General features: G+C 56.6%; 12 protein-coding genes and 2 pseudogenes. 13 read left to right on the top strand and 1 reads right to left on the bottom strand.

All coding sequences use genetic code 11. The features are described from left to right. Window positions 1–15 precede the first annotated feature (15 nt). Together GH657_RS16895 and GH657_RS16890 are read left to right on the top strand one after the other, a co-directional pair. Entirely contained in the window at window positions 16–405 is a 390-nt protein-coding gene (locus GH657_RS16895; RefSeq protein ID WP_153102173.1) for a methylglyoxal synthase, read from the top strand. 93 nt (window positions 406–498) lie between these two features. Beyond that, the gene (locus GH657_RS16890; RefSeq protein ID WP_153102172.1) at window positions 499–1,473 is read left to right on the top strand and encodes a quinone oxidoreductase family protein; all 975 of its coding nucleotides are present in this window, start codon (window positions 499–501) and stop codon (window positions 1,471–1,473) included. A 33-nt stretch (window positions 1,474–1,506) separates the two neighbouring features. On the opposite strand, the gene GH657_RS16885 is transcribed toward GH657_RS16890, so the two are convergent. After that, window positions 1,507–2,187: an ankyrin repeat domain-containing protein gene (locus GH657_RS16885; protein ID WP_174770014.1), complete on the bottom strand. Its 681-nt coding sequence runs from the start codon at window positions 2,185–2,187 to the stop codon at window positions 1,507–1,509. Window positions 2,188–2,428: 241 nt separating this feature from the next. Between GH657_RS16885 and GH657_RS16880 the strand changes: the two genes are divergently transcribed. The 11 genes and pseudogenes from GH657_RS16880 to sugE all read left to right on the top strand — a co-directional run bounded on the left by GH657_RS16880 (window position 2,429) and on the right by sugE (window position 17,751). Beyond that, window positions 2,429–4,024 carry a hypothetical protein gene (locus tag GH657_RS16880; protein ID WP_153102170.1) on the top strand — a complete coding sequence of 532 codons (1,596 nt, stop codon included), beginning with the start codon at window positions 2,429–2,431 and terminating at the stop codon, window positions 4,022–4,024. A 100-nt stretch (window positions 4,025–4,124) separates the two neighbouring features. After that, window positions 4,125–4,377 (top strand): annotated as a pseudogene (locus GH657_RS16875) (IS5/IS1182 family transposase); the annotation flags it as partial. A 470-nt stretch (window positions 4,378–4,847) separates the two neighbouring features. After that, window positions 4,848–6,278, top strand: coding sequence for a hypothetical protein (locus GH657_RS16870; protein WP_153102169.1), 1,431 nt, complete (start codon window positions 4,848–4,850; stop codon window positions 6,276–6,278). 315 nt (window positions 6,279–6,593) lie between these two features. Next, entirely contained in the window at window positions 6,594–8,219 is a 1,626-nt protein-coding gene (locus GH657_RS16865) for a hypothetical protein (RefSeq protein WP_153102168.1), read from the top strand. Window positions 8,220–8,673: 454 nt separating this feature from the next. Then, window positions 8,674–8,766, top strand: a complete 93-nt coding sequence (gene kdpF, locus GH657_RS16860) for a K(+)-transporting ATPase subunit F (RefSeq protein ID WP_153102433.1) — start codon at window positions 8,674–8,676, stop codon at window positions 8,764–8,766. Further along, entirely contained in the window at window positions 8,763–10,547 is a 1,785-nt protein-coding gene (kdpA, locus tag GH657_RS16855; RefSeq protein WP_153102167.1) for a potassium-transporting ATPase subunit KdpA, read from the top strand. The genes kdpF and kdpA overlap by 4 nt, the downstream gene beginning before the upstream one ends. A 91-nt stretch (window positions 10,548–10,638) precedes the next feature. Then, window positions 10,639–12,737 (top strand): annotated as a pseudogene (gene kdpB, locus GH657_RS16850) (potassium-transporting ATPase subunit KdpB). Window positions 12,738–12,804: 67 nt separating this feature from the next. Next, window positions 12,805–13,389 carry a potassium-transporting ATPase subunit KdpC gene (gene kdpC, locus GH657_RS16845; RefSeq protein WP_153102166.1) on the top strand — a complete coding sequence of 195 codons (585 nt, stop codon included), beginning with the start codon at window positions 12,805–12,807 and terminating at the stop codon, window positions 13,387–13,389. Between the two features lie 146 nt (window positions 13,390–13,535). Then, window positions 13,536–16,460, top strand: coding sequence for a DUF4118 domain-containing protein (locus GH657_RS16840; RefSeq protein ID WP_153102165.1), 2,925 nt, complete (start codon window positions 13,536–13,538; stop codon window positions 16,458–16,460). Continuing rightward, window positions 16,457–17,185 carry a two-component system response regulator KdpE gene (gene kdpE / locus GH657_RS16835; protein WP_153102164.1) on the top strand — a complete coding sequence of 243 codons (729 nt, stop codon included), beginning with the start codon at window positions 16,457–16,459 and terminating at the stop codon, window positions 17,183–17,185. The genes GH657_RS16840 and kdpE overlap by 4 nt, the downstream gene beginning before the upstream one ends. Before the next feature lie 245 nt (window positions 17,186–17,430). After that, complete coding sequence (sugE, locus tag GH657_RS16830; RefSeq protein WP_153102163.1) at window positions 17,431–17,751, top strand: quaternary ammonium compound efflux SMR transporter SugE; 321 nt, start codon at window positions 17,431–17,433, stop codon at window positions 17,749–17,751. The last annotated feature ends 192 nt before the right edge of the window (window positions 17,752–17,943 follow it).

Raw genomic sequence — 17,943 nt, 5'->3', positions numbered from 1 at the left:
CAGGAGCGCCTTGTCATGAAACCCCGTATTGCGCTGATTGCGCACGATCGCAAGAAAGACGACATCGTGAAACTCGCGGGGGAATATGCCGCCACGCTCAGCCAATGCGCGCTGCTGGCCACGGGCACGACGGGCGCGCGGATCGCCGCCGCCCATGGGCTCGAGGTTGAATGCATGCTTTCGGGCCCGCATGGCGGCGACCTGCAAATTGGCGCGCAGCTTGCGGAAGGCCGGGTGGACAGGGTGATCTTTCTGCGCGACCCGATGACGCCACAACCCCACGAACCCGATATCAACGCCCTGGTGCGCGCCTGTGATGTGCATAACGTCGCGTGCGCCACCAATATTTCGACGGCCCGGATGATTCTTGATGTGCTGGCCCTGCGTTTGGCGCAGGCCGCCTGACATCGCGTCTCATGCGGCTGGATGACCGCGCAATCCGCGCAACCTGCGCAATCAGGATAAACAGGATAAACAGGATAAACAGGAGAAACAGGTATGACGAAAGCAATCCGTTTTGACAAAACCGGGGGTCCGGAAGTGATGAAGTGGGTCGATGTCGCCGTAGGTGAACCGGCCGCTGGCGAGATCCGGATTCGCCAGCGCGCGGTGGGCCTGAACTATATCGACGTGTACTTCCGCACGGGGCTGTATCCCCTGCCGTTGCCAGGCGGGCTGGGAATGGAAGCTGCAGGCGAGGTGAGCGCGGTCGGCGAGGGCGTGACGGCGCTGAAGGTGGGCGACCGCGTCGCCTATGTCGCGCGCCCACCGGGCGCTTACGCCGAGGAGCGGGTGCTGCCTGCGGCCCAGGTGGTGCGCGTGCCCGACGGCCTGAGCGACGAGCAGGCGGCTTCGGTGATGCTGCAAGGCTTGACCGCGCAGTATCTGCTGCGCCGCACGTACCGCGTGCAGGCGGGCGACACGATCGTGATTCATGCCGCAGCGGGCGGCGTCGGGCTGCTGGTGTGCCAGTGGGCGAAGGCGCTCGGCGCGACGGTGATCGGCACGGTCGGCAACGACGAAAAAGCGGCGCTGGCTCATGCCCATGGCTGCGATTATCCCGTGGTCTATACCCGCGAAAACCTGGCCAAACGGGTGCGTGAGATTACCCAGGGCGCGGGCGTGCCGGTGGTCTATGACTCGGTAGGCAAGGATACGTATTTCGCCTCGCTCGATTGCCTCGCGCCGCTGGGCATGTTCGTCAGCTTTGGCAATGCCTCAGGGCCGCTGCCACCGCTTGATTCTTCCGAGCTTGCCGGACGCGGCTCGCTCTTTTTCACGCGGCCGACGCTCTTCACGTATATGAGCCGGCGCGAGGATTACGAAGCCATGTCGGCGGAGTTGTTCGAGGTCTTGCTCTCGGGCAAGGTGAAAACCAGCATTAACCAGCGTTATGCGCTGGCGGACGTGAGTCAGGCTCATATCGATCTGGAGGCGCGCCGCACGACAGGCTCGACGGTGCTGTTGCCATAGGCGCGGCCCGGCTGTGGTGTGCCGCGCTGAACGCTAGTGGGAGCCGGGTGAGTGAGGGCCCGGCTGCGTCTGCGTGATGGGCGCTTCAGGCAGGAGCCGGAGCGCCTCGAGGTTAAGCCAGGGGCCGGTGATGCTCCGGTTGCACTGTTTTTCTGAATTTTCCAGCAGGGCGATCAATTTTTCCGCTCGAATGTCTTTTGCATAATCGAGCGCGGTTTTACCTGCGTTGTCGCGTAAAAAAAGATTCGCGCCGCGATAGATGAGCTTCCATGTCAGATATAAATTTCCTCTGATTACCGCGTAATGCATGGCGGTTTTGAGTTCATTGTCCTGGGCGTCAAGCAGCGCGTGGTTGTGGCAAATCAACAGGTCGACCAGTCGAAGATTTTCCCCTTGGTGCAAGACAACGAGATGGAGCGGGCTCCGGCCTTGCGGGTCGATTTGGGGCCGCGCGTTGTGCAATACCGTCCCTGTTTCGTGAGCGGCACCCTGCATGGGGTTCTCGTCGCTGGATTGGCTCTGGATGTGATTATCTGGCTGTATTTCAGCGGTTATAGAAGCTGAAAAATTCTGTTGAGAATAAGCATGATTGCGCGGCATTTCGTTGGCCGGCGAAATTTTGTTTTTTTTATTCTGATATAAATCCGTTGGCAGATGATTTTTTATTGAGATTAAAGAATTTTTTTTCATGTGAAACAGGTGAATAAGCGCCATGGCCGCTATTCTGGACAAGGCGCGTAGGTTGCGGTGAGGATCCTGCGATTTTCGTGATTTTGAAGCTAGGTAACACGTAGTGGAAAAGAGTTCCATTTGATTTTATGGTGCCGGCCAGAATGATTTTGATTCATTGGCCGCGGAACTTTTTTGCCGTGCTAGTTACATATTGCACTCTTTCGGGCTAGTTAAGAAAAAGAGACAAAATTTAAAATCGGTATGTTCAACTCCAACATCTACCATGCTAAATATAATTTTCTGGTTTAAAAAGTGTTTCCAGGGTGACGCGAGTTCCAGTGATAATTTAAATAAAAAAATAAAGCAGGTCAATCAGGATGGCAAGCAGAGAGCAAGGGTCGAAGAAAATAAATTAAATAATCTTCCATTTCATTTGCAAAAGATAATCCTTGGCGAGGTGCTGATCGATCCAGGAGCGGACTGTGAAGAATATTTTTTTAAGAATCTCGCTGAATTTAAATTGCTGTCTAAAAAATTTAATTCTGAATTCAGTAAAAATTTATGGGATGCGAGTGCCAAAGATCAGGTTTGGCATGCGGCGAGTGCTCCCGGTGTAGCGGGAAAATTGAGCGAACAATGCATTGACAGAGAGCTGCGGAAAGGTTTGCCTGAGGCAGAGTTAAGAAAAAATCTTCTGAAAATCATGAAGTTTTTTCCTCATATCAGGATTCGGCTGTCTCCGAAGATGTTAAATCGGCATAGGAAAATTTTGCTGGATTTAATGCTAAATGAAGCCTTTCTGGAGCAGAATAAATTCGAGCTAATAGCCTCGGACGAGCCAGGAGTTATATCATCTATAATCCAGAAGTTGATGAGCTCGAAAACGTTGGTGGAGAGCGGGCGTTTGATCGGTCTTAATCTAACCAGCACCTTACCTCTGGAAAGTCCGGACCTACCGATTCTGAATCCTGTCTGTCTGCTATCTCATAAAAACTTGAGCCCCCTTAATCTGAACAGCGACTCTCCTCTAGGACGTGCGCGCCTACCGATTCTGGATCCTGTCTGGCTGTTATCGCACAAAAATTTGAAAACCCTTAATCTGAAACAGATCGAGTTACGCAAATCCAGTCGAGAACTCGAAGTTCAACCGGATCAGCCCATCGGTTTAGAGAACGTGGATTTATTAGATTGCGTCATGGTGCAAGATGTGGCGACCTGTTTTGCGAAATGTGAAGCGCTCGTTAGTTTTAAGATTTCACGGGTGGTTGTTAGTGAGGTTCTTTTCCTGGGATTAGCTGAAATGAAGAATTTGAAAACTTTATTTATGACTGGATGTTTTTTTAATTGGATAGATTATCAAGTGTGTCATCAAGTGAATCATGGTTTCAGTAGCTTGAATTTTCTGAATGTCAATGCTAGCCTTTTTTGCGCTCGTGCCATGAACGTAATGTTTCGTGGTGCCGCCTTGAAGCATATAAATGCATTGATTTTCAGGGTATTTGATAATAACCCGGGCGATGTAAAAACGTCAGAGGCGTTATTTAATGAAAAGTCAGAGGCGTTATTTAATGAAAATATTGTCGCCATCCTGGCTGATGATGGCTTGAAGTATCTGGAATTTTTTCATATGTTTGGGATCAAAATAACGCAGTCTTGCCTGAGTGGATTAAGTAAATTGAAGCATTTTGAGAAATTAATATCGACCGTGCCGGATACGATTGAAGTCGATGAGATTAAAGGATTTATCGAAAAATCTGAAAACTTAAAAAGTTTGATGATTAATTATTATAAAGATTTGGATCCGGCCAGCCGGACGGAATTATTTAGCTGGTCGACTAGGCTCAGGCCGGGTTTTGAACTGTATTTTTATGGACATTGAGCGATGTCCTCCATATCCTGGCGGCATGACAAGACGAAAAATCAGTAACGAGTTATGGGCCGCCCTGGAGCCGTTGATGCCGGCGTTCACGCCATCGCCCAAGGGCTACGACTTCGCCCGCTGCAGGGCAGTACCTGAAACAGCGTGGGATCACGGCATGCATTGCCCGGCGTGACGTCGAGAGCAAAGAACGGCTGGGCTGGCATCGTTAGGTGGTTGAGGGCGCGCATGCCTGGTTTGCCGGTTTCGGCAAGCTGCGCATGCGCTTAGAGCGGCGTCTCGATATTCATGCGACGTTGCTCTCCCTTGAACCCTGCATGGGGTTCTCGTCGCTGGATTGGCTCTGGATGTGATTGTCTGGCTGTATTTCAGCGGTTATAGAAGCTGAAAAATTCTGTTGAGAATAAGCATGATTGCGCGGCATTTCGTTGGCCGGCGAAATTTTGTTTTTTTATTCTGATATAAACCCGTTGGCAGATGATTTTTTCTTGAGATTAAAGAATTTTTTGCATGTGAAACAGGTGAATAAGCGCCATGGCCGCTATTCTGGACGAGGCGCGTAGGTTGCGATGAGAATCCTGCGATTTTCGTGATGCTGAAGCTAGGTAACGCGTAGTGGGAAAGAGTTCCATTTGATTTTATGGTGCCGGCCAGAATGATTTTGATTCATTGGCCGCGGAACTTTTTTGCCGTGCTAGTTACATATTGCACTCTTTTCGGCTAGTTGAGAAAAAGAGACAAAATTTAAAATCAATATATCCAATATCCAATACCTGCCATGCCAAATATAAAGTTCTCGTTTAAAAAGTGTTTCCAGGGCGATGTGAATTCCAGTGATGATTTAAATAAAAAAATAAAGCAGGTCAATCAGGGTGACGAGCAGAGAGCAAGGGTCGAAGAAAATAAATTAAATAATCTTCCATTTAATTTGCAAAAAATAATCATTGGCGAGGTGTTGCTCGATCCAGGAGCGGATCGTGAAGAATATTTTTTTAAGAATCTCGCTGAATTTAAATTGCTGTCTAAAAAATTTAATTATGAATTCAGTAAAAATTTATGGGATGCGAGTGCTAAAGATCAGGTTTGGCATGCAACGAGTGCCCCCGGTGTAGTGGGAAAATTGAGCGAACAATGCATTAATAGAGAGCTGCAGAAAGGTTTGCCTGAGGCAGAGTTAAGAAAAAATATTCTGAAAATCATGAGGTTTTTTCCTCATGTCAGGATTCAGCTGTCTCCGGATAAGTCAATGCATCATAATAAAATTATGCTGGATTTAATGCTAAATGAAGTCTTTCTGGAGCAGAATAAATTCGAACTAATAGCCTCGGGCAGGCCAGAAGTTATATCGTCTATAATCCAGAAATTGATGAGCTCGAAAACGTTGGTGGAGAGCGGGCGTTTGATCGGTCTTAATCTAACCAGCACCTCACCTCTGGAAAGTCCAGCCCTACCGATTCTGAATCCTGTCTGGCTGCTATCGCACAAAAATTTGAAAACCCTTAATCTGAAACGAATCGAGTTATGCAAACCCAGTCGAGAACTCGAAGTTCAACCGGATCAGCCCATTGTTTTAGAGGACGTGGATTTATTAGATTGCTTCATGATGCAAGATGAGGCGACCTGTTTTGCGAAATGTGAAGCGCTCATTAGTTTTAAGATTTCAGAGGTGAATGTTAGTGATATTCTTCTTCTGGGATTGGCTGGAATGAAGAATTTGAAAACTTTGTTTATGAATAAATGTTTTTTAGGTCAGGACGATTATCGCGTGCGTGATGGTTTCAGCAGCTTGAATGTTCTGAGTCTCAAGAATAGCATTTTTCACGGTAATGCCATAGACGTAATGTTTCGTGGGGCGGCCTTGACGGATATAGATGCATCGATTCACACGGTGTTTGATGGTCGCAGGGATATAAAAATGTCAGGTGAGTTGTTTAGTAGAAGTATTATCACCATCCTGGCTGATGGTGGCTTGAAATGTCTGAAAAATTTTGATGCGTTGGGGATGAAAATAACGCAGCCTTGTCTGAATGGATTAAGTGAACTGAAGCATCTTAAAAATTTAAGGCTAGGTAAACCGGATACGGTTGGAATTGATGGGCTTAAAGAATTTATCGAAAAATCTGAAGAATTAAAACAGTTGGTAATGAATGATTGTCAAGATTTGGATCTGTCCAGCCGGACGGAATTAGTTAGTTGGTCGACCAGGCTCAGGCCGGGTTTTAAACTGGATTTTTATCCGCGGATGGACAGTTAGAGTTGCTAACCCAACCGGGACATTGAGCGATGTCCTCCGTATCCTGGCGGCATGACAAGACAAAAAATCAGTAACGAGTTATGCGTCGCCCTGGAGCCGTTGATACCGGCGTTCACGCCATCGCCCAAATAAGTGCGATGGCGCGGCATTTTGTCGGCCGACGGAATTTTACTTTTTTTACCCTGATATAAACCCGTTGGCAGATGATTTTTTGAGGCGAAAGAACTTTTTTGCCGTGCCGGTTACATATTGTGCTCCTTCTGGCTAGTTGAAGAAAAAAGACAAAATTTAAAACCAGTATATTAAAAATTCATCATGCTAAATATAAATTACTCGTCTAAAAAACGGTACCTGGATGGTGCGAATTTCAATGATGATTCAAATAAAAAGATAAGACAGGTCGATCAAGAGGGCGAGCAGGAGGCAAGGGTCGAAGAAAATAAATCAAGGGACCTTCCATTTAATTTGCAAAAGATAATCATTGGCGAGTCATTGGCCAACCCAGGAGAAGGGTGTGAAAAATATTTTTTCGAGAAGCTCGAAAAATTTAAATTTCTGTCTAAAAAATTTAATGCTGAATTCAGTAAAAATTTATGGGATGCGAGTGCTGAAGATCAGGTTTGGCATGCAGCGAGTGCCCCCGGTATAGCGGAAAAGTTGAGTGAAAAATGCATTAAAAGAGAGTTGCAGAAAAATTTGCCCGAGGCCGGGTTAAGAAAAAATATTCTGAAAATCATGAGGTTTTTTCCTCATGTCAGGGTGCGGCTGAATTCGAATATGTTAGAGCGGCATAGTCAAATCTTGCTGGATTTAATGCTAAATGAAGTCTTTCTGGAGCAGAATAAATTCGAGTTGATAGCCTTGGGCACGCCAGAATTCATATCGTCTTTAATCCAGCGGCTGATGAGCTCGAAAACTCTGGTGGAGAGCGGGCGTTTGATCGGTCTTGAGCTAGACACCCTCGATCCGGAAAGCCAGCCCCTACCGATTCTGGATCCTGTCTGGCTGCTATCTAACAAAAACTTGAAAACTCTTGAACTGAAAAACATCGAATTACGCAAATCCAGTCTGGAGTTTGAGGTTCAGCCGGATCAGCCTATCGCTTTAGAAGACGTGAATTTATTAGATTGCTTCCTGGAGAAAAATGCGGCGACCTGTTTTGCGAAATGTGAAGCGCTCGTCAATTTTAAGATTTCAGGGGTGAGTGTTAGTAATATTCTTTTTCTGGGATTGGCTGGAATGAAGAATTTGAAAACTCTGTTTATGAACGAATGTGTTTTTGATCCGCTAGATTATCAAGTGTGTCATCGAGTGAGTCATGGTTTCAGAAATTTGAATTTTCTGAATGTCGGAAATAGTATTTTCTGCACTCGTGCCATGAGCTTGATGTTTCATGGTGTCGTCTTGAAGGAGGTATGTGCATCCGGAGCCGAGCTGGTTGATGAGAGCGCGGATGAGGCAACAATGTCAGATGAGCTATTTAATAGTAATATTGTTGCCATTCTGACTCGTGGTGGCTTGAAATACCTGAAAATTTTTCATGTGTCTGGGATCGAAATAACGCAGTCTTGCCTGAATGAATTAAGTAAGCTGGAGCATCTTGAAAAATTAATCTCGGATCTGGCGGATTCAGTTGGAGCCGCTGAGCTTAAAACGTTTATCGAAAAATCTAAGAAATTAAACTTGTTGAAAATTTCTAGTTACGAATATTTAAATCGGGTCCGCCGGACGGAATTAACTGACTGGTTGGCCGGGTTCAGGCCGGGTTTTTCACTGATATTGCAATCGTCGATGGACAGTTCGTCGGACGTATCGGATATATCCGATGTGCCTGATATGCCTGATATGCCTGATGTTCCCAATGCGCCGCTGGTTTTAGAGAATGAAATCTGGGCGGACCTGGAGGATCCGGTAGACCTTGGGAAGCTGGACGGACGCTAAGACATGACAGCCCAAAGCGTTCATCAGGAAAGCTTTGGGCTTACTTGGGACGGGTTTGCACGAGCCCCCTGATTTTCCGTGATTGGCGTCGTGGATGGATGATTAATGGGCCTGGGTAAGTAACGGATAACGGATATATGTCATGCGTTCCAGCAAGGCGAATTCTTGACGTTTCACCAGCGGTTTCATCAGCGGACGATCGGTAGACACCACGGACACCATGAGCGCGCGCCGTTTACACGATTTTTATATCCCCTCCTGAATCTTTAATCCGGCTTTTACACGCATCGGCATACCGTTGTGGCTGTTCATCCTGTCCCTGTTCATTACCCGGAGAACCCATGATGGATCTGCTGTATGTCGGAGGGCTCGTGCTCTTTGCTGCGCTGAGCTATGGCCTGATTGCCGCTTGCGCGAGGTTAAGACCCTCGCGCCCAAGCCCTGGGGCGCGCTCATGAACTGGATTCTCTGGTTGGCCGGCGCCACGGCGATGCTGCTGTTTGGCTATCTCGTCTACGCGCTGCTGCGCGCGGAGGACATCGAATGATCGCCAGCCATGTTCTGCAAGTGGTCGTTTTCATGGTGCTGCTTCTGGCCTGCGCGGTGCCGCTGTCGGGCTATATCACGCGCGTGATGGACGGTAGCGCGCGTGTCGTCCGTTTTTGCGGCGCGCTCGAACGTGTGCTGTACCGCATGGCGGGCGTCGATCCTGGCGCCGAAATGAGCTGGAGATCCTATGCCCTGGCCACGCTCGCGTTCAATGTGCTGGGCGTACTGGTGCTGTATGGCCTCTTGCGCCTGCAAGGCGCTCTGCCGGGCAATCCGCAGCATCTGGGGGCGATGAGCCCGGATGGCGCGTTCAATACCGCGGTGAGCTTCGTCAGCAATACCAACTGGCAGGATTATTCGCCCGAGCAAACTGTGGGCTATCTCGCGCAGATGCTCGGCTTCACGGTGCAGAACTTTCTTTCGGCCGCGACCGGCATCGTCGTCGTGATCGCCCTGATCCGGGGCTTTGCGCGCCATACGGCGCAGACCCTCGGCAACTTCTGGGTGGACCTCACGCGCGTGACGCTGTATGTGCTGCTGCCGCTGGCTAGCCTGATCGCGGTGCTGCTGATCGGGCAGGGTGTGATCCAGAACTTCCACGCGTATCAAACCGTACCGACCTTGCAGGCCACGCATTACCTTGCCGCGCAACCCGATGCGCCGGGCCAGCCGACGCTGCAGGCCATGACGGTGACGCAGCAGACCCTGGCGCTGGGCCCGGTCGCCTCGCAGGAAGCGATCAAGATGCTCGGTACTAACGGTGGCGGGTTTTTCAATGCCAACTCGGCGCATCCGTTCGAGAACCCCACGCCGTTTTCCAACTTCCTGCAGATGTTTGCGATTTTGCTGATTCCGGCCGCGTTGTGTCTTGTGTTTGGCCGCATGATTGCCGACCGGCGTCAGGGGGTGGCGCTGCTGGCGGTGATGACGCTGCTGTTCGCGGCCTGCGTGACAGGCGAGATCGCCGCCGAGCAAAGCGGTAACCCCGTATTCACCGCGCTGCATGTCGACCAGCACGCGAGCGCCTTGCAACCCGGCGGCAACATGGAAGGCAAGGAGGCACGCTTTGGCATCACGCAGTCGGGCCTGTTCACGGTGACGACCACCGCGGCCTCATGCGGCGCGGTCAATACCCTGCACGATTCGCTCACGCCGCTCGGAGGCTTGTATCCGCTGCTGTTGATGCAACTGGGTGAGGTGGTGTTTGGCGGCGTGGGTTCGGGGCTCTACGGCATGCTGGTGTTCGCGCTGCTGGCGGTGTTCGTCGCAGGTTTGATGATTGGCCGCACGCCCGAATACGTCGGCAAGAAGATCGAAGCCTATGAGATGAAGATGGTGTCGCTGGTGGTGCTGCTGACGCCGCTGCTGGTATTGCTGGCGACCTCGCTGGCGGTGCTGACCGAGGCGGGCCGTGCGGGGCTCGGCAATCCGGGGCCGCATGGTTTTTCGGAGATTCTGTACGCCTTCAGCTCGGCGGCCAATAACAACGGCAGCGCGTTTGGCGGGTTGTCGGTGAACACGCCGTTTTACAACGTGTTGACGGCGATAGCGATGTGGTTTGGCCGCTTCGGCACGATTGTGCTGGTGCTAGCGCTCGCGGGCGCGCTGGCCGCGAAGCCGCGTATCGGCGTCACGGGCGGCACGCTGCCTACTCATGGGCCGCTCTTTGTCGCGTTGCTGCTGGGCGTGGTGCTGCTGGTCGGGGCGCTGACTTATGTGCCAGCGCTCGCGCTCGGTCCGGGCGTCGAACACCTGATGCTGCTGGCGCATGGGTCGTGACCTCGCATGAGGCGATGACTGATGAAGCCCCGTTCCCCTATCCCTATCGGGCACACCTGAACACCTGGAACACTTCTGGACTCGACACAAGATGACCGATTCCCTCGTCAAGCCACACCTGCCCGGCATTTTCGAGCGCACGCTCGTGCGTCCGGCGCTCGTCGCGGCTTTTAAAAAACTCACCCCGCGCACGCAGGTGCGCAACCCGGTGATGTTCTGTGTGTACGTCGGCAGCATTCTGACCACGGTGCTGTGGTTCGCCGCGCTCGCGGGTCAGGCCGAAGCCCCTGCGGGTTTCATTCTCGCGGTATCGCTCTGGCTCTGGTTCACCGTGCTGTTCGCCAATTTCGCGGAGGCGCTGGCCGAAGGCCGCTCGAAAGCCCAGGCGGCCGCGTTGCGCGGCGCCAAACAGAACGTGCTGGCGAAAAAGCTCGAGGCGCCGCAGCGTGAGGCGGCGGTACGCGTGCTGGCAGCGGCGGATCTGCGCCGCGGCGACGTGGTCCTGATCGAAACCGGCGATACCGTCCCCGCCGATGGCGAGGTGATCGAAGGCGTGGCCTCGGTCGACGAATCCGCCATCACGGGCGAATCGGCACCGGTGATTCGTGAATCAGGCGGCGATTTCTCGGCGGTGACGGGCGGCACGCGGGTGCTTTCGGACTGGCTCGTGGTGCGGGTCACCGCCAATCCGGGCGAGGCTTTTCTCGACCGGATGATCGCCATGGTCGAAGGGGCGAAGCGGCAGAAAACACCCAACGAAATCGCGCTGACGATCTTGCTGGTGGCGCTAACGATGGTGCTGCTGCTGGCTACCGCGACCTTGCTGCCGTTTTCGCTGTTCGCCGTGCAGGCGGCGGGCGCGGGGCAGGTGGTCACGATTACCGCGCTGGTGGCATTGCTGGTGTGCCTGATTCCGACGACGATCGGTGGCTTGCTCTCGGCGATCGGCGTGGCGGGCATGAGCCGCATGATGCAAGCCAATGTGATCGCCACCTCGGGCCGGGCCGTCGAAGCCGCGGGCGATGTCGATGTGCTGCTGCTCGACAAGACCGGCACGATCACGCTCGGCAACCGCCAGGCCTGTGCCTTCGTGCCCGCGCCCCAGGTGTCTGAGGCGACGCTGGCGGATGCGGCGCAACTGGCTTCGCTGGCCGATGAAACCCCCGAAGGCCGCAGTATTGTGGTGCTGGCCAAGCAACGTTTCGCGCTGCGGCAACGGGATATGGCCGCGTTGCAGGCCCGCTTTCTGGCGTTCAGCGCACAGACGCGTATGAGCGGCGTCGATTTGCCCGGACGTGAAATTCGCAAAGGCGCGGCCGATGCCGTGAAGCAATACGTCGAAGGCGAGGGGGCTGCGGCCGTTTTCCGCCTGAAGTGAACGAAGCCGTGGCGAGCATCGCGCGCCGGGGCAGCACGCCACTGGTGGTGGCCGAGCGGCAGGGCGGCACGACGCAGGTGCTCGGCGTGATCGAGCTGAAAGACGTGGTGAAAGGCGGCATCCGCGAGCGCTTTGCCGAGCTGCGCCAGATGGGTATCCAGACCATCATGGTGACCGGCGATAACCGCCTGACCGCCGCCGCGATTGCCGCCGAAGCCGGAGTCGATGATTTTCTCGCCGAAGCCACGCCGCAAGCCAAGCTGGAAGCGATCCGCGCGCACCAGGCGGCAGGCCGCCTGGTGGCGATGACCGGCGACGGCACCAACGATGCCCCCGCGCTGGCCCAGGCCGATGTCGCGGTGGCGATGAACACCGGCACTCAGGCCGCGCGCGAGGCGGGCAACATGGTCGATCTGGATTCGAATCCGACCAAGCTGATCGAGATCGTCGAGATCGGCAAGCAGATGCTGATGACGCGCGGTTCGCTGACGACGTTCTCGATTGCCAACGACCTCGCCAAATATTTCGCGGTGATTCCCGCGGCGTTCGCGGCGACTTACCCGCAACTGAATGCGCTCAATGTGATGCATCTGGCGACCCCGGCTTCAGCGATCTTGTCGGCGGTGATTTTTAACGCGCTGATTATCGTGCTGCTGATTCCGCTTGCGCTCAAAGGGGTGCGTTACCGCGCGCTCGGGGCGGCGCGCCTGTTGCGGCGCAATCTGCTGGTGTATGGCCTCGGCGGGATCGTGGTGCCGTTTCTCGGCATCAAGCTGGTGGACTTGCTGCTGGTTGCACTGGGATGGGTTTGAGCAGGAAGGCTCGCTTGGGCCGGGTGGTTTCTCCCCTCACTGAAACGGAAAAACGGAAACGCGAATCATGAAACAGGCTCTTCGCCCCTTGTTGGTCATTTTTATTGCGCTGACTGTTGTGACGGGGCTGGCGTATCCCGCTGTCATCACGCTGATCGGCCAGACGGCGTTCCCGCACCAGGCGAACGGCAGCTTGCTGGAGCGCGATGGCCAGATCGTGGGCTCGGCGCTGATCGGCCAGCAGTTCGACGCGCCGCAGTACTTCTGGGGCCGGCTCTCGGCGACCAGCCCGATGCCCTATAACGCGCAGGGTTCGGGCGGGGCCAATGTCGGGCCTTTGAATCCGGCGCTGGCGCAGGCGGTGAAAGGCCGGATCGCGGCGCTCGCGGCGGCGGGCACCGATATGTCGCAGCCGGTGCCGGTCGATTTGGTCACCGCCTCGGCCAGTGGCCTCGACCCGGCGCTCAGCCCTGCTGCGGCGGCGTATCAGGTGGCGCGGGTGGCGCGCTCGCGGGGGATGACGGAGGCGGCGGTTCGTGCCCTGGTGCAGCGTGCGACGAGCCCGCGCCAGTTCGGCGTGCTGGGTGAGCCCACGGTCAATGTGTTGCGCCTGAACCTGGCGCTCGATGCGGCGGCGGGTGGCGGGACTTGAAGGCAGCGGCTGAACGGGCCCCAAGCCTGGAAACCGGCTCGCGCCCGTGGTTTAAGCCAGCGGTGGCGCGCATCGTGTCACCATGAGCCCTTCCCTGAGCGCTTCGCCACCGCTTCGCTACTGTTTCGCTACTGTTTCGTTACCTTATGCCCCGTCCTGATCCGGATGCCTTGCTCGACCAGTTGCAACGCGACGAAGAAAAACGTCAGCGCGGGCGGCTGAAGATTTTCTTTGGCGCGTCGGCGGGCGTGGGTAAAACCTGCGCGATGCTGCAGGCTGCGCGGCGGCTGCGCGATGAGGGCGCCGATGTCGTGATCGGCATCGCTGAAACCCATGGCCGCAGCGAAACCGCCGCGCTGCTCGAGGGGCTCGAACTGCTGCCGCCGCTGCGTCTCGCTTATCGTGGCCGCACGCTGGACGAGTTCGACCTCGATGCCGCGCTCGTGCGCTCACCACGCCTCATCGCGGTGGATGAACTGGCGCATTCGAACGTTCCGGGCACGCGGCACCTGAAGCGCTGGCAGGACGTACAGGAGCTGCTGGACGCGGGCATCGATGTCTACACCACTGTCAATGTCCAGCATCTGGAGAGCCTGAACGATATCGTCGGGCAGATCACGGGCATTCGCGTCTGGGAAACGGTACCCGACCGTGTCTTCGATCTCGCCGACGAAGTCACGCTGGTCGATCTGCCAGCCGAGGAACTATTGCAGCGCTTGCGCGATGGCAAGGTGTATCTGCCGCACCAGGCCGAGCGCGCGGTGCGCCACTTTTTCCGCAAAGGCAACCTGATCGCCTTGCGCGAACTGGCGCTGCGCCGCACGGCGGATCGGGTGGATGCGCAGATGCGCGAGTACCGCGCGGACCGTTCGATTTCACAGATCTGGCAGGCGCGCGAGCGCTTGCTGGTGTGCGTCGGGCCTGGGCCGGAAGCCCCCGCCCTCGTGCGGGCGGCGGCACGGCTGGCGGCGAGCCTGAAAGCCGACTGGCTCGCGGTGTATGTCGAAACCCCCCGTTTGCAGCGTTTGCCCGCCGCCCGCCGCGCCTACACGCTCGACGCGTTGCGCCTCGCGGCCGAACTGGGCGCGGAAACCACGACGCTCGCGGGCCCGGATGCATTGACCACGCTGGCCGGTTATGCACGCGTGCGCAATGTCTCGAAGCTGGTTGCCGGTGGCGCGCCGCGCACGGGCTTGAAACGCTGGCTGCGCCGACCGTTGGGCGAGCGTCTGGCGCAAGGCGCGCTCGCGCTGGATTTGATCCTGATTCATCCGGACGCGGCGCGCGACGGCGCTACAGACCGCCGCACGGGCTTTGCCGCGGGCGCGCAGACGTGGCGCGAGGCGCTCGCGGCGGCCCGCGAGCCGCGCTCCACGCCGCGCGCCTATGCATGGGCCGCAGGCATCTGCACGGCGCTGACGCTGCTGGCGAGCCAACTGGATGAGCGCATCGACCTGACGAACCTGGTGATGCTGTATTTGCTCGGCGTGATCTTCGCGGCGGTGAAACTGGGGCGCGGGCCTAGTGTGGCGCTCTCATTCATGAGCGTGGCTGCCTTCGATTATTTCTTCGTGCCGCCGCGCCTGTCGCTGTCGGTGTCCGATACGCAATATCTGCTGACCTTTCTGGGCATGCTGCTCACCGCGCTGGTCATCAGCCATCTCACCTCCAGCCTGCGCCGCGAGGCGAGCGTGGCGCGCCGCCGCGAAGCGCGCACTGGGGTGATGTATGCGATGGCGGGTGAGCTGGCCTCGGCGCTCAGCATCGAGCAGATCGTGGCGACGGGCAGCCGTCACGTCAGCGAAGTCTTTGGCGCAAGGGTGGCGCTGTTGCTGCCCGATCACGCGGAGCGCTTGCAGCCCATGCCAGGTGCCGCCGATGCGCCGCAGACCCTCGCTGGCGCCAGTCTGGATCTCGATGTCGGGCAATGGGTGTACGACCAGCAAAAGCCGGCGGGCTGCGGTACCGATACGCTGCCCGCGGCGGTGGCGCTCTACTTGCCGCTGAAAGCGCCGATGCGCACGCGTGGCGTGCTGGCATTGCAGTGGCTCGAGGATGACCGGGGTGGCAGGGGCAATAGGGGTGACAGGGGTGATAGGGGCAATAGAAGCGATAGAGGCCGGAGCGAGACCAGCCTCAACGCCGCACGGGAGACGCCGGAGCAGCGCCGGATGCTCGATGCGTTCGCGGCGCAGATCGCGCTGGCGCTTGAACGGGTGCATTACGTCGAGGTCGCCCGCGATGCGCTCGTCAATATGGAATCCGAGCGTTTGCGCAATGCCTTGCTCTCGGCGATTTCGCACGATCTGCGCACGCCGCTGACGACCATCGTGGGTTTTTCCTCGATGCTGGCGCATGCTCAAATCCACGCCGATGCCGATGCCGATGCCGATGCCGATGCCGATGCCGATGCGGTACAGCCGGGCGGCTTGCCGGATGGTGAGTTAGCCCTGGCGATTCACGAAGAAGCCCTGCGCATGACAGGCATCGTCACCAATCTGCTGGATATGGCGCGGCTCGAAGCACACGGAATGCGTCTGAATTGCCAATGGTCGCTGCTCGAAGAGACCGTGGGCGCGGCATTGCGCGCTTGCCGCCGGGTGCTGGCGGGGCATCCGGTGCAAGTCGCGCTGCCTGCGGCTTTGCCGCTGCTGCAACTCGACGCGGTGCTGATGGAGCGGCTGCTGTCGAACCTGCTCGAAAATGCCGCCAAATACACCCCTGCCGATGCGCCACTCATCATCGGCGCGCAATGCATCGACGTGGAAGGCAAGCCGTTTGTGCGCGTCATGCTCGATGACGCGGGGCCGGGTTTGCCGGGTGGCATGGAAACTCGTATTTTCGAAAAATTCACGCGAGGCGCGAAAGAGCTGGCGCAACCCGGCGTGGGCCTGGGCCTGGCGATTTGCCGGGCGATTGTCGAGGCGCATGGTGGCGCGATTGGCGCGTTCAACCGGCTGTCACCGCAGGGCGTGGTGGAGGGCGCGCGTTTCTGGTTCACGCTGCCGGTTGGAATACCGCCGCCGGTTCCAGATGGCTCCGATGGATTCGAAGAAGAGGCCTTGTCATGAGCGCGCCGCATGCCACGCACGCCACCCATTTCACGATTGTGCTGATCGAAGACGAAAAACAGATTCGCCGTTTTGTGCGACTTTCACTCGAAGCCGAGGGCATGACGGTGCATGAGGCGCAGACCGGCAAGCAAGGATTGGTCGAAGCCGCAACGCGCCAGCCGGATCTGGTGATTGTCGATTTGGGCTTGCCGGATATCGAGGGGCTCGAGGTGATCCGCGCGCTGCGCGGCTGGAGCGAAGTGCCGATTATCGTGCTGTCGGCGCGCACGCAGGAAAGCGAGAAGGTGGCCGCGCTCGACGCTGGAGCCGACGATTATCTGAGCAAGCCGTTTGGCGTGTCGGAGCTGCTGGCGCGAATTCGCGCGCAATTGCGCCGTCGCCGTGCGGCGGGGGCAAACGATACGCCGCTGGTGCGCTTTGGCGCGGTGCAGGTTGACCAGATACGGCGCGTGGTGAGCCGCGACGGCGTGACGGTGCATCTGACACCGCTTGAGTACCGGCTGCTGGCGCTGCTGCTGCGTCATGCAGGCCGGGTGCTGACGCACCGGCAATTGCTGCGTGAGGTCTGGGGCCCGTCACACGTCGAGAGCTATCACTATTTGCGGATTTACATGGCGCATTTGCGGCAAAAGCTGGAACGCGACCCGGCGCAACCGGAACATATCGTCACCGAAACCGGGGTGGGCTACCGCCTGACGGGAGTGATCGAGGGTAACGGTTGAGTGGCTGAGTGGCTGAGTGGCTGAGTGGCTGAGCGACTGGGCGGCTGAGCGACTGGGCGGCGGACGGCGGGCGGCGGACGGCGGGCGGCGGGCGGCGGGCGGCGGGCGGCGGAATGCTGCCGGTATGCGTTCTGCCTTAAGCCACAGCCCAGCCTGTAAGGGTTTGCTATGATGGCGGCGCGCCAGGACGACCTGGCGTATGCGCTTTCACGGGGACGACCCCATCCGGTACAGGGAGTTGCCTCATGTCATGGATTTTTCTTTTCATTGCGGGTCTGCTTGAAGTGGCGTGGGCTGCGGGCCTGAAAGCGTCCGATGGTTTTACCCGGCTCTGGCCCTCGGTGTTTACGCTGGTCACGGCGGCGGGCAGTTTCGTCCTGCTGGCGCTGGCGATGCGGCAACTGCCGCTGGGTACGGCTTATGCCATCTGGACGGGTATCGGCGCGGTGGGCGCTTTCATTGTGGGCATCGTCGTGCTGGGTGAGGCGCTCACGCTCGCGCGGGTGGCGAGTGCCGCGCTGATCGTCATCGGGCTGATTGGCCTCAAGCTTTCCAGCGGCCACTGACGGCGGCCGCCGCGCCACGCGCGCCAGCCGCTGCCAGAGTCGGAGCATGAGCGCTGACTATAATAAAACCGCTTGGCCGCTCGAAAATGTCGAATAACACGCCCCGCGCCCCGGATCTCGCGCGGGTTTCGCTTGAGCGCGGCATCCGTGCCGCGTCTGAAGATGATGAGCCCAACCCCACGCAACGCGCCA

It is taken from the genome of Paraburkholderia hayleyella (genome assembly GCF_009455685.1).
GTDB lineage: Bacteria > Pseudomonadota > Gammaproteobacteria > Burkholderiales > Burkholderiaceae > Paraburkholderia > Paraburkholderia hayleyella.
Note: the sequence above shows the minus strand (reverse complement) of the source record. Positions and strands in the feature narration are given on the sequence as shown.

Bases quoted from the DNA above. Each gene is read 5' to 3' on its own strand.
- GH657_RS16895 (WP_153102173.1), top strand. From the start codon at position 16: ATGAAACCCCGTATTGCGCTGATTGCGCACGATCGCAAGAAAGACGAC.
- GH657_RS16890 (WP_153102172.1), top strand. From the start codon at position 499: ATGACGAAAGCAATCCGTTTTGACAAAACCGGGGGTCCGGAAGTGATG.
- GH657_RS16885 (WP_174770014.1), bottom strand. From the start codon at position 2,187: ATGGCGCTTATTCACCTGTTTCACATGAAAAAAAATTCTTTAATCTCA.
- GH657_RS16880 (WP_153102170.1), top strand. From the start codon at position 2,429: ATGCTAAATATAATTTTCTGGTTTAAAAAGTGTTTCCAGGGTGACGCG.
- GH657_RS16865 (WP_153102168.1), top strand. From the start codon at position 6,594: ATGCTAAATATAAATTACTCGTCTAAAAAACGGTACCTGGATGGTGCG.
- kdpF (WP_153102433.1), top strand. From the start codon at position 8,674: ATGAACTGGATTCTCTGGTTGGCCGGCGCCACGGCGATGCTGCTGTTT.
- kdpA (WP_153102167.1), top strand. From the start codon at position 8,763: ATGATCGCCAGCCATGTTCTGCAAGTGGTCGTTTTCATGGTGCTGCTT.
- kdpC (WP_153102166.1), top strand. From the start codon at position 12,805: ATGAAACAGGCTCTTCGCCCCTTGTTGGTCATTTTTATTGCGCTGACT.
- GH657_RS16840 (WP_153102165.1), top strand. From the start codon at position 13,536: ATGCCCCGTCCTGATCCGGATGCCTTGCTCGACCAGTTGCAACGCGAC.
- kdpE (WP_153102164.1), top strand. From the start codon at position 16,457: ATGAGCGCGCCGCATGCCACGCACGCCACCCATTTCACGATTGTGCTG.
- sugE (WP_153102163.1), top strand. From the start codon at position 17,431: ATGTCATGGATTTTTCTTTTCATTGCGGGTCTGCTTGAAGTGGCGTGG.